Origin of the sequence: Mesorhizobium sp. M0159 (assembly GCF_040322295.1) — a bacterium.
Classification (GTDB): domain Bacteria; phylum Pseudomonadota; class Alphaproteobacteria; order Rhizobiales; family Rhizobiaceae; genus Mesorhizobium.
On sequence record NZ_JAMYTF010000090.1, the window covers coordinates 1 to 11,518 of the forward strand.

An 11,518-nucleotide genomic window follows, 5' to 3' on the forward strand; every position below is an offset into this window, starting at 1 on the left:
GCCGCGTGGCGAGCCGTGAGTGCACGGCCTGCCTGAAAAGCGCGGTGTCGACCTCACGCGGCCACATTTCAAACAACGTGACAACCCCGTTCGGCTCGTCGCAGGCGGTTGTGGCGCATCTGGGGCTGACGCCGGCGCGCTTTCAGTTCGGCGAGACCGACATCGAGGGCAAGATCAGCCGCTGCGGCGATGAACTCGCCCGCACCGCCCTCTACGAGGCAGCCCATTCGCTGCTCGTGCGATCGAAGAGATGGTCGAGCCTCGAAAGCGTGGGGCATGATCATCGCCAAGCGCCGTGGCATGGCGCGTGCCCGCGTGGCGGTAGCCCGCAAACTTGGCCGTCATCCTGCATCGCATTTGGGCCGACGCGACCGAGTTCCTCTTTGGAAAGGAGCCAGCCGCACTGGCGGCGTGAACCGAGACCGATCAAAGAAGCAAGGAACCCGAATTAGGCCTTCGCCCGAAAGGAGATGCCCGGATCGTTCCGTGGGGGACGATGGGCGAGGCGATCTCGTTGAGAGTCCCGAACCTGCCGGCAAAAACTCGGCAAGATCGTGAAACAGATTGAGACGCCTCGCTCTCCTGACCCATTATGCGGCGACCCAAGCGCCGACCGCGAAGAGAAGCGAGTGACCCACGGAACGGTCCAGAAAAAAGTGCAGGAGCATCTTGATCAAAACGACCCCAATCAAGAGGTCTCTCTGAGACGGTGGGCGCTTTCGTGTGGAGCGGGTACGTCAACTATCAGGTGCGGTAGTATCCGTGCTGCCCCGGGGGCTATAGAAGACATGTATGTCCGAACGAAAGGCTGATGCCCATTTTACGTTCAAACTATGGGATAGCACTCAAGTAAAGGTCAACGGCCAATGCCAAAAAGAGCACTCATCTTGGTTGAAGGTCATAGGAATAGTGGTCCACTCTACGTTCAAGCGGCCCAGCGCCTTGGACTTCATCCAATTACTCTGGCGGCTGATCCAGCTCAGTATGACTACCTCGCGGAGGAAAGCATTGAGGCCATCCGAGTCGATACCGACAATTTCGATGCGCTGACGCACGTATGCTCTCGGCTGCGTGCGACCTATGATATTGCTGGCATCACTGGTTTTGCGGGCCGCGATGAGTCCTTCTATGTGACAGTTGCCAAGCTCTGCCGGCATTTCGATTTACCGGGACCAAACCCCGCATCGATTGCACGGTGTAGCGATAAATTTACTCAACGTCAGTTCCTCGCGCAGGCAGGCGTTCCAGTGCCTGCTTATCGGCTGGCAGCAACTGCGATGGAGGTGGAAAGCGCCGCCGCGGAAATCGGCCTGCCGGTGATTCTTAAGCCAGCCGAAGGCAGCGGCAGCAGCGGCGTCCGATTGTGCCGCGATATGGATGAGTTAGCCGAGCATACAACCTATCTGTTGGAAGGCATGTACATATGGCGGTCTTCGCCGAAGATACTGGTCGAAGAATTCGCAAAGGGCCCATTCTATGAAACTGTTACGATGGGAGACGCTGTAATTGCGGATGGTGCCGCCGACTTCGACCCCCCTCCGCATTTCGTCCCTTGCGCGAGCATGTTTCCGGCCCCGCTGACTGAGGAGGAGCATGAGCGTATTGCCGATGTTTCGCTGCACTGCTTGCAAGCTCTCGATCTCGGCTGGGGGCCAGCGAACATTGAATTCCGGTGGACGAAGCGTGGCCCAGTCGTAATTGAAGTCAATGCACGTCTTCCGGGTTGGACTGCTCCTCAGCTGATTCAACTGGCATACGGCGTCGATATCGTCAACGAGCACATCAAGCTTGTCATCGGTCACGAATGCGATCTGCGCGCAACACAGTCGCACATTTCGGCCGCGCGGTTCTTAGTTCCTGAACGCGACGGCATCCTCGATCGGATCGAAGGGGTCATTTTGGCGGCCGCTGTACCAGGTGTTGTTGAGGTCAGATTTTACGTTGAACCCGAGACCCCGATCGTCCGGAAAGGCGATGACCGAGACAGGATCGGACATGTCATCGCCGCTTCGCCCGACCATACTCGGACCGAAGCCATACTGCAGCGTGCCATCGACCTGATCGGTTGGTCGATCACACCACTTCCGCTCCGTGGCGAAAAGAAATAGTGGGACTACGTGCTCAGCCCACCAGGGCAGGCGGAGTCATGAACGGCAACATGTTCCTGGCCTCAGTAGGTTCTGTCGAAGGCCGACATCGTCGTGATCGACAACCTGTGCGCCCACAAGGCGACCGGCGTTCGGGACGCGATCGATACCGCCGACGTAAGGCGCCGTGTAGCCCCGACTGCAATCCCATTGAGAACGCCTTCGCAAAAGTCACGGCTGGTCCCTGCGAACGATCCCTGCTCTGTGGGTTGCGGTTGGCTCGCGCTTTGAACTGGAACTTTCGATCCTGCGGGCCGGCTCGATGGAAGCTCGGATGCGGAAGGCGCGGTGACTGACGGGCTGCTGCTGAATTTCAGAAAGGCTAAGGTCAAGCCTTGGACTTTCGCTGGCTAAAGAAAGAAAGAGAGAGAGACCAAGCTATATGTCCACGCCCATCCTCGACTTCATCCCCGGCGACCCAAGTCCCGATGACCTCCGCGCCATCGTCGCGGCCTTGGACATCTACAACAATACCCACAGCGGCATGCCCGACAAGCCCGGCTTCGCCATCATCATTCGCAATCCGGAAACCCAAGCTGCCGTAGGTGGCCTCTATGCCCTTGACAGCTACGGCTGGGCCTTCGTTCGATATCTCGCCATCGCGGAACAGTATCGTGGCCTCGGCCTCGGCCGGCGACTTATGGAAGAGGCAGAGAAGATCACCAAGGCCCGCAGCTATATCGGCATATGGCTCGACACCTTCGAATTCCAAGCTCGCCCGTTCTACGAGAAGCTGGGCTTCAAGCTTTTCGGTCAAGTCGAGGGCGGGCCGGGCGCTATCCCGCGCTATTTCCTCAAGAAACGTTTTTGACGACCGAAGGATTGTATGGCCGGCGACTGCCCTCACCTTTCGTCGCGCATCTACTGAGGCGCCTTGTCAGATGGGGCCAGGCCCGGGCAACGCGTCCACCCACGCCGCAGTTAGAGCCTCGGATGATGAGTCGGATGCAAATCCGGATTTCTTGAGATGGTGCTGTCACATTGATTGAACGCCCCCATGACCGTGAGTGAGAACCACCGCTATCCGATCGAAATCGTGGCCCGTGCTGTCTGGCTCTACTTCCGCTTCAATCTGAGCCTGCGCGATGTCGAGGAAGTGCTGTTCGATCGCGGGATCGTCGTTTCCTACGAGACCATCCGCCGATCGTGCCGAAAGTACGGCCCTGATTGTGCGCGCCGCAAACGCCGCAAGTCGCCGACGAAGACGATGTCTGGCACCTGGATGAAGTCGTGGTGGTTGTCGGTCGGCCCATTGCAGCATTTCGTGTCGATCTTCTCCGCCGTCCGAAATCTCTTCGTCCCAGATGGCTAAGCACGCTGCCGGCGCCGGACTGCTTAGTGCAGTGTCATCCTTTCGAACACATGTGCCACTGACGGGTCGGGTTCGATGTATCGATCGAGCGAGCGCAAGTATGCAACTATCTCTGGTAGCAAGAAATCACGATCGCCGAACTCTTCATCTATGCGCTTGAGCTCATCCTCGGCCGCGACCATCTCTTCGCCTGAGCCGAGGAAATAGCCAAAATGTCCGATCGCGCAGATATCGCAGCCGGCCTCGATCACCCTGTCAACGAAAGCCGGAATGTCGCTCGCTTTCATTAGCCTGCTAGTCATCACTGATCATCCTCTGGTTGGTGGTCGGCATGGAAATTGCTCGACACTCAATGTGCATGGATGCGGCGCTACCTGTGCAATTGCACAGGTTGCAGCTTCTCAGGACTGCCGAAGGCGCCGGACCGATCGCTTCCTGCGCCCCTGTTCATTGTTTTGTATTCCGGGCACTCTACGGTCTTGGGGTCAGAACAAGAGCAGTGCGAAATCGTACGCCAACGGGGAACGGAGCGTGAACCGAGCCGTAGTGCGGAAACCGGCGCATACGATCCTGTGGACTGCCATCGCATCGGGCCAGATTTGATTTCTTCGTGCGCCCGACTCGACAAAGCTCCCGGCCATTGGTTGTGCACGGAGTCGGGCGATGGGTAAACGGAAGCTTCTCAAGGCTCAAGAACGACGAAAGCTCTTCGATGTGCCCGCTGACGAGGACAGCCTGATCCGTTGTCGTCGGCCGATCGGCTTGAAGTTGGACTGCGAAGGCGAGAGCACATTCAGCTTGGTTTTGCCGTTCAGCTCTGTCTGATGCGATATCCAGGCAGAGTGCTAGGGCCCGACGAAATTCCACCTCGCGCAATGCTAAAGTGCGTTGCTGAACAGATCGGCGTCGACCCGGGTACTTTCGCACTCTATGCGCGCCGGGAAGAAACCCGTCGCGACCACACGGCGCGCTTGATGGTGTATCTGGGTACGAGAAGCGCGACAGGGCAAGACCGTCGAGCTGTTCTATTGGCTGCGATTCAAACGGCCACGATGTCCGGTGCTGCGATAGCCAGTCCCATTGTCGCGACGTTTCGTGAACGTGGGTCTCTTCTGCCGCCATCGACACGATTTGGTCTTGCGGCCCGCGCCATTGCTCGTCGACGGGCAGAAAGAGCGCTGATCGAAGAAATTTCGGTCGATACGCTTCAATCATTGGATAGGCTGTTGGAGGTTGATCCGGCGATCGGCCAAACCCGCTTTCATTGGCTGCGCTCGGCGCCAGAAGCGCCAGGTGCGTCAAACCTGGTCGGGCTGACAGAACGCATTGCCTTCCTGCGCAAGTTGGAAATCGACGCGAAATTGCAGGCGCGCATATCATCTGGACGGTGGGACCAGATGATCCGTGAGGGTAACGCCACGCCGGCATGGCTGGCAGCCAACGATTTCAATTCGAGTCGCCGGCACGCTTTGATCGTGGCGCAGGTCATCAAGCTCGGCCACAAGCTCACCGACGATGCAGTGTCGATGTTCATCAAGCTGATGGGCCGGCTGTTCTCGCAAGCCAGTAACCGCAAGAAGCAGCGGCGAGGCCGGATACCGCTAAGGCACTGCGCATGTTCCTCGACACGATCACAGCGCTGCAGTCCGCCAACGACTATGGTCGGAAGGCGTTGGAGGTTCTCGATCAGAAGGTCGGCTGGCATCGGCTGCTCCGCATGAAGCCTGAGCTCGAATCGATGGTCGAGGACAACGAGGCGTCGCCCTTGGCCTTGGCGGCCGAGCAATATGCGACAGTCAACAAGTATGCATGGGTGTTCCTGCGGGCGTTCACGTTCCAATCGGCGCGGCGACACGATCCGCTTCTTGCGGCAATTTCGCTGCTGAAACGCCTGTATGTCGAGAGCCGTCGGACACTCCCGGATCGCGTCCCGGTCACCCACCTCAGCCAAGCTGATCGTCGGCTCATCTTTTGCGAGACCGGCTTCGATCTGCCGACATTTGGGTCGACGGCAGCCGATCCTTCCGGCCAATCGACGAGCATCTGATGCCGCGGTCGACATTCACCAGAATGAAGGAAGAGGATCGGCTCGGATTGGGCCTTCAGGGTGATGGCGCAGGGTGGCTTACCGAAGCGCGGCAGATGCTCGACTTCAGTCTGAAGCGCCTGGCGCACAGAGCACGGTCCGAGAAGCTCGAAGGTGTTCGTCTTGAAGCCGGGACATTGATCGTGACGCCAACGGCTGGCGAGGTTCCGGCGGCGGTCGAGGAACTGAACGCCGAAATCAGCGACATGTATCCGTTGGTCGAGGTGCCGGACCTCTTGAGGGAAGTGCATGAATGGATCGGCTTTGCGGATTTCTTCACGCATGTTCTGTAAAAGTTTAAACTTTACTGACAGACGGTGTCCTAGGCGGAAGCTTGAGCCGAGGCCGGGCGCGGAGTGGTCAGGGTTCGCAGCGCCCGGCCTCGGCGTTAGAAGGGACACTGACATGACCAAGGACCAAAGATCATCCGCGCCAAGGTGGGGCTGCTGGAGCTGGCCAAACAGCTCGGCAATGTCAGCCAGGCCTGCAAGATGATGGGCTATTCGCGCGACAGCTTCTACCGCTTCAAGGAGCTTTACGACACCGCCGGGCATATTGGCGACGCAGTAGTGGACCACGCCATCGACGACATAGGTCGGCTCGGCATGTGGCTTTCGAGGTTTCCAAGCAGCCGCCTTGGTCGACCGCCACATCGACGATGACCGATCGGGCCTGCATTGTGGCGAGCATCTTGCGGGGGACCAGCTTGGGAGCTGCTGCGCCGGGGATGAGCACCGCGCCAATGACGAGGTCAGCCTCCGCAACGAGCGCCTGCAGTGCCGCCTTGGTCGGATAGGCGACCTTGGCCGAGGCCTTGAAATGGTTCGACAGCCGCGCGAGCTGCGCCGGATTGCGATCGAGGATGGTGACGTCGGCATGCATGCCGACGGCCATCTGCGCGGCATTGAAACCAACGACACCGCCGCGGATCACCACGACCTTGGCCGGATCCACACCCGGCACGTCGCCAACCAGCATGCCGCGGCCGCCGCGCGAATTTTCCAGTGCGCCCGCGCCGGCCTGAATTGACATGCGACCCGCAACTTGGCTCATTGGTTTGAGGAGCGGCAGACCGCCGGTATTGTCGGTCACGGTCTCGTAGGCGATGCACACCGCGCCGCTTTCGACGAGATCCTTGGTCTGCTCCCGGTCCGGCGCGAGATGCAGATAGGTGTAGAGGACCTGGCCCTCGCGCAACATCTTGCGCTCGACAGCCTGCGGTTCCTTCACCTTTACGATCATCATGGCGGTGGCGAAGATTTCCGCGGCCGTCGGCAGAATGTGCGCACCCGCCGACAAATAGGCTTCATCCTGCGCGCCGATACCGGCACCGGCATTGGTCTCGACGGCAACGTCATGGCCGTGTGAGACCAGTTCGGCGACGCTTTCCGGCGTCAGGCCGACGCGGTACTCGTGATTCTTGATTTCTTTGGGTACACCAATTCTCATGTCTTTTCGTCTTATCGATGCGTGCGGGTGCCCGGCCTCAGCCGAGCACCTCCGTGACAGCTTCCTTCAGCTTGCCGGCGATCTCGTCGGCCTCTTCCCGGGTTAGGCAGAAGGGCGGGGCGAAGCCGATAATGTCGCCCTGCGGCATCGCGCGGCTGATGATCTGCCGCTTCAGAAGCGCGGCATTGACCTTGGGGCCGATTGTGTCTGACTGGTCGAAATAGACGCGGTTCGTTTTGTCCTTGACGAATTCGACCGCGCAGAGCAGTCCCTCGCCACGCACTTCTCCGACATTGGCGTGAGAGCCGACAGCATCGGTTAGGGCTTTCTTGAAATAGGCACCGACTTCTCGTGCGTTGTCGACCAGCTTCAACTGGTCGATGAGTTCGAGGTTCGCGACGCCGGCGGCCGCACCGATCGGATGAGCGGAATACGTCCAGCCGTGGCCGATGGGACCGAACTCGTCCGTGCCTTGCTCAAGAACCTTCCAGACCTCGTCGGATACAATAGACCCGGAAAGCGGTGCATAGGCCGAAGTTAATCCCTTGGCGATGGTGATGATATCCGGCTTGATGCCGTAGTGTTCGGAGCCGAACATCGAGCCGAGGCGACCGAAACCGGTCACGACCTCGTCGGCGATCAGCAGGATGTCATGCTTGTCGAGGACGGCTTGGATCGCCTGCCAGTAACCTGCGGCCGGCGGGACCAGACCACCTGTGCCGAGGGCCGGCTCGCCAATGAAGGCGGCGATGGTGTCCGCTCCCTCACGCTCGATCAACGCGTCGAGTTGAGCGGCGCAGTGGGCTACGAACTCTTCTTCGCTCAGCGCCAGATTTTCCCTGCGGAAATAATAGGGGGCTTCGGTATGGATCACTTGGGCCAGCGGCAGATCGAACTTCTTGTGGAAGAGTTCCAGGCCGGTCAGCGAGCCGGTCATGAGACCTGACCCGTGATAGCCGCGCCAACGCGAGATGATCTTCTTCTTTTCCGGCCGACCGAGAACGTTATTGTAGTACCAGACCAGCTTGATGTTGGTTTCGTTCGCATCCGAACCGCCGAGACCGAAATAGACCTTGGACATATGATCCGGCGCCCGGTGCAGGATCATCTTCGCCAGCGTGATCGAAGCCTCGGTGCCGTGACCGACATAGGCGTGATAGTAAGCAAGCTTGTGCGCCTGCTCGGCAATCGCCTCGGCGATTTCCTTGCGGCCGTAGCCGACATTGACGCAGTAGAGCCCGGAAAACGCATCCAGGAGACGATTGCCCTCACGGTCGAGAATGTGACAGCCTTTGCCTCCGGTGACGATGCGTTGGGGCACCTCGCCGCGCGCGAACTGGGCGAGATGCGTCGAGGGATGGAAGAAGTTCTCGCGATCCCATTGTTCGAGGTGGTCGTGGTGCAACATCCTTGTCATCCTTTTCCGTGTTACGCCCAATCGCGGCAGACGTATTTGACTTCCATGAATTCTTCCATTCCGCGGCGGGCGCCTTCGCGGCCGAGGCCGGACTGCTTGGTGCCGCCGAAGGGAATGGGCGCGCCGGTCAACTTGGTGCGATTGACCGCGACCATGCCGTATTGCAGCGCCCGGGTGAGCCGGTAGATCTGGCGCGGATCCTGGCTGTGGACATAGGCGATCAGCCCGTATTCGGTGTCATTGGCCCGCGCGACGACTTCCTGCTCGGTGTCAAACGGCATGATTGCCGCCACTGGCCCGAAGGTCTCTTCGCTGACGATCAGCGCGTCGTCCGGCACATCGGTCAGCACGGTGGGCTCGTAGAACAGCGGGCCTAGGGCATGCCGTTTGCCGCCAAAGGCGAGTTTCGCGCCCTTGGCGAGCGCGTCGGCGACATGCTCTTCCTGTTTGGCGACCGCCTTCTCGTTCATCAGCGGACCGATGTCCGGGTCGTCCATGCCGCGGCCCACAGTCAAAGCCTTGGTTGCGGCAACGAACATCTTGCAGAAGGCGTCATAGATCGAGTGCTCGACAAAGATGCGGTTGGCGCCGAGGCAGTCCTGGCCGGAGGTGGCGAACTTGGCCTTGATGCTCTCGGCGACGGCATGATCGATGTCCACACCATCGAACACGATCACCGGCGCATGGCCGCCCAATTCCATCACCAGCTTCTTGATCGTGTCGGCGGAGTCCCGGTAGAGGATCCGCCCGACCTCGGTCGAGCCGGTGAACGAAATAGCCCGCACGCGCGAATCCGCGGTCCAGGGCGGAACCACGGTGGAGGCCCGGCCTGTGACCACGTTAAACACGCCGGCCGGAAAGCCGGCACGTTCGGCGAGGTCGGCGAGTGCCAGCGCCGAGAACGGGGTTTCGTGAGAGGGATGTGCCATCACCGTGCAGCCTGCCGCGAGCGCGGCAGCAGCCTTGCGTGTCAGCATGGCGGACGGGAAGTTCCAGGGTGTGATCAGTGCGACGACGCCGACCGGCTCGAGCCAGAGCTGGACCTCGGCATTGTGCAGATGGCTTGTGACGCCCTCGATGTTCGGCCGCTTGGCTTCTTCGGCATAGAACTCAATGAAGCTCGCCGCGTAGTCGATCTCGCCGCGTGCCTCGGACAGCGGCTTGCCCTGCTCGGCGACGATGATGCGGGCGAGGTCTTCCTTCGAGGCGACGATCAGGTCGAACCAGCGGTGGAGGATTGCCGCACGATCCTGCGGGAGAAGGGCAGACCACGCGCCGAAGGCCTTCTGCGCCGCTTCCACCGCGGACGCGCTTTCCGCTGCGGAGAGTGACGCGACTGCCCCGATTTCAGAGCCATCTGCGGGATCGAAGACGGGAAGGGTGGCGCCGTCCGCGGCGCCCCGCCATTTGCCGTTGATGTAAGAGTCCGACCGGCAAAGATCCGCGTCGGTCACGTCAAAGGGAGCCAGGGAGACGGTGTCGTGCATGCAAAACCCATTGGCTGCGGCGGCGCCGTCGGGGCAGCGCTGCGCGTTCGAAGCTTGATGGGCTAGTCGTAGGGCATCCTTTGGGTTTTCTGGCGACGTAGTTTTGCGAACTCACGCAGGAGTCCTATTTAACTTACACGATTTTCGCCGAATTCCTGCGCCGATATGGCAGATTGGGGGCCCGCACGCCGCTGGCGGCGTTCCGGAAGCCCGCTCTCAGGGGCACGCGGATCTGACCGGATCGGCCTTTCCCCTCAGTCGATGTCAATTGGCGTCATACATCAATTCGTATGCGCCGAGAACCTGCGAGCATAGGGCAAGTTATGCGAAAATTTTGTGAGAAGCGGTCGATACGGAATCTGTCGGCTTTTTCGACGCCGGGTATTTCGCTATCGAAGTTTTGCCAGCTTCAACTTGCCCGGTCAATCGATCTCAATCGGCAGTTCGAATCCGGCTTTGACCCGGTCCATAACCACCATTGTTTTAAAGCCCTTGATATTAGGGTTCTCGTAGAAGAACTGCCTGGTGAACTGCTCGTAGCTTTCCATATTTTCGGCGGTCACCAGCAGTACAAAATCCGCATCGCCGGTCACGTAATAGCACGTCATCACGTCCCGGCTTTCGCGGATGGCCTTCTTGAACCGATCGATGATGTCGTGGCGCTCTCGCTCGAGCGAAACGAGAACAAGCATCGAGATGTCCCGGCCAACAGCTTTCGGGTTGATGATCGAGACATCCGCTTCGATCACGCGCTCCTTGCGCAGTCGCTTGAGGCGCCGCTGACAGGCCGTTGGGGAGAGATTGGCGATCACCGCCAGTTCCTCTGATGTCAGGCGGTTGTTCCGTTGCACCGCTTCGAGTAGAGCGGCATCCGCACGATCCAAGTCCATAGTGAGCGATTCCTGCGTCTGATGCGAGAAGGTTGCAGAGTTCCTGCATAAGACCTGGCACGTGAGCCGTCAACGACACGCTCAGCAAACTACCTACCCGCCGACGACGCACTTGACAAAACGCAAATCCCACCGACGGGTGGGCCGACTTCCAGACGGGCCGGTGTCAAAAGCTCGAGCGTCAGAACCCGCTGCATTTCCGCTGATCAATACGGGTCGCGGTTGGATATCGCCGAGATGCACACAAATCTGTGCCATGAACCTGCGTCCTCGAGCCAACTAGCATTCTTGTCAGTCGGCGGACTCGGCGGCGCGCATAGTACGACGTGACGCGGCAATTGATGCCGCGTCGACAATATGACTTTCAAAGCTATGATCTTGCAGAACCTGATGAATCCAGAACCCATCGAGCCCTGCCCCTGGATCGCAACAATTGGAAAGACATGGCCAGTATGGCAGCGCGCCTTGCCCTGAAGATGGGCGAAGCGGGAGAGTAATTCGCCGACGTCGCCCTGAACCACATGCTTCGACATTCTCTCACCGTTACCGGTGACAACGGCGTGACCAACCATGTGGCTCGGCTTCGTGTTGACGATCCGTTGGCACAGCATCCGGTCGTGAGCCTGTCCGAACTTGCCCAGAGGCCCATGGTCCTCTCGAACTCTGCTTCCGCAGCCAGGAGGCGTCGTGCTGAAGCGACGAAGCGCTCGCCGGCCGGAGTGAGACCCAC

General features: G+C 59.7%; 7 protein-coding genes and 6 pseudogenes. 7 read left to right on the forward strand and 6 right to left on the reverse strand.

Annotated elements, in window-relative coordinates; all coding sequences use genetic code 11:
* Positions 1-104 precede the first annotated feature (104 nt).
* The 5 genes and pseudogenes from NKJ32_RS34085 to NKJ32_RS35675 form a co-directional block, all read left to right on the forward strand.
* A pseudogene (locus tag NKJ32_RS34085) lies at positions 105-415 on the forward strand (transposase); the annotation flags it as partial.
* Positions 416-866: 451 nt separating this feature from the next.
* Entirely contained in the window at positions 867-2,108 is a 1,242-nt protein-coding gene (locus NKJ32_RS34090; RefSeq protein ID WP_352830269.1) for an ATP-grasp domain-containing protein, read from the forward strand.
* Positions 2,109-2,140: 32 nt separating this feature from the next.
* Positions 2,141-2,439: pseudogene (locus NKJ32_RS35670) on the forward strand (hypothetical protein); the annotation flags it as partial.
* 90 nt (positions 2,440-2,529) lie between these two features.
* Positions 2,530-2,958 (forward strand): GNAT family N-acetyltransferase, encoded by a 429-nt coding sequence (locus NKJ32_RS34100; RefSeq protein WP_352830272.1) that lies wholly within the window; start codon positions 2,530-2,532, stop codon positions 2,956-2,958.
* 186 nt (positions 2,959-3,144) lie between these two features.
* Positions 3,145-3,392 (forward strand): annotated as a pseudogene (locus NKJ32_RS35675) (IS6 family transposase); the annotation flags it as partial.
* Positions 3,393-3,482: 90 nt separating this feature from the next.
* On the opposite strand, the gene NKJ32_RS34110 reads toward NKJ32_RS35675, so the two are convergent.
* Positions 3,483-3,746 carry a Y4lK-related protein gene (locus tag NKJ32_RS34110; protein ID WP_352830274.1) on the reverse strand — a complete coding sequence of 88 codons (264 nt, stop codon included), beginning with the start codon at positions 3,744-3,746 and terminating at the stop codon, positions 3,483-3,485.
* 376 nt (positions 3,747-4,122) lie between these two features.
* Here NKJ32_RS34110 and NKJ32_RS34115 point away from each other — a divergent pair.
* A pseudogene (locus tag NKJ32_RS34115) lies at positions 4,123-5,832 on the forward strand (DUF4158 domain-containing protein); the annotation flags it as partial.
* Positions 5,833-5,967: 135 nt separating this feature from the next.
* Positions 5,968-6,102 (forward strand): annotated as a pseudogene (locus NKJ32_RS34120) (helix-turn-helix domain-containing protein); the annotation flags it as partial.
* On the opposite strand, the gene NKJ32_RS34125 reads toward NKJ32_RS34120, so the two are convergent.
* The 5 genes and pseudogenes from NKJ32_RS34125 to NKJ32_RS34145 all read right to left on the reverse strand — a co-directional run.
* Positions 6,071-6,994, reverse strand: coding sequence for an alanine dehydrogenase (locus NKJ32_RS34125; protein WP_502902730.1), 924 nt, complete (start codon positions 6,992-6,994; stop codon positions 6,071-6,073). The pseudogene NKJ32_RS34120 and the gene NKJ32_RS34125 sit on opposite strands and share 32 nt — an antisense overlap.
* Positions 6,995-7,031: 37 nt before the next feature.
* Complete coding sequence (locus NKJ32_RS34130; RefSeq protein ID WP_352830277.1) at positions 7,032-8,402, reverse strand: aspartate aminotransferase family protein; 1,371 nt, start codon at positions 8,400-8,402, stop codon at positions 7,032-7,034.
* A 20-nt stretch (positions 8,403-8,422) separates the two neighbouring features.
* Positions 8,423-9,898, reverse strand: a complete 1,476-nt coding sequence (locus NKJ32_RS34135; RefSeq protein WP_352830280.1) for an NAD-dependent succinate-semialdehyde dehydrogenase — start codon at positions 9,896-9,898, stop codon at positions 8,423-8,425.
* A gap of 422 nt (positions 9,899-10,320) precedes the next feature.
* Positions 10,321-10,788 carry an Lrp/AsnC family transcriptional regulator gene (locus NKJ32_RS34140; RefSeq protein WP_352830283.1) on the reverse strand — a complete coding sequence of 156 codons (468 nt, stop codon included), beginning with the start codon at positions 10,786-10,788 and terminating at the stop codon, positions 10,321-10,323.
* Between the two features lie 309 nt (positions 10,789-11,097).
* A pseudogene (locus NKJ32_RS34145) lies at positions 11,098-11,371 on the reverse strand (IS110 family transposase); the annotation flags it as partial.
* Positions 11,372-11,518 lie beyond the last annotated feature (147 nt).

Bases quoted from the DNA above. Each gene is read 5' to 3' on its own strand.
- NKJ32_RS34090 (WP_352830269.1), top strand. From the start codon at position 867: ATGCCAAAAAGAGCACTCATCTTGGTTGAAGGTCATAGGAATAGTGGT.
- NKJ32_RS34100 (WP_352830272.1), top strand. From the start codon at position 2,530: ATGTCCACGCCCATCCTCGACTTCATCCCCGGCGACCCAAGTCCCGAT.
- NKJ32_RS34110 (WP_352830274.1), bottom strand. From the start codon at position 3,746: ATGAAAGCGAGCGACATTCCGGCTTTCGTTGACAGGGTGATCGAGGCC.
- NKJ32_RS34125 (WP_502902730.1), bottom strand. From the start codon at position 6,994: ATGAGAATTGGTGTACCCAAAGAAATCAAGAATCACGAGTACCGCGTC.
- NKJ32_RS34130 (WP_352830277.1), bottom strand. From the start codon at position 8,402: ATGTTGCACCACGACCACCTCGAACAATGGGATCGCGAGAACTTCTTC.
- NKJ32_RS34135 (WP_352830280.1), bottom strand. From the start codon at position 9,898: ATGCACGACACCGTCTCCCTGGCTCCCTTTGACGTGACCGACGCGGAT.
- NKJ32_RS34140 (WP_352830283.1), bottom strand. From the start codon at position 10,788: ATGGACTTGGATCGTGCGGATGCCGCTCTACTCGAAGCGGTGCAACGG.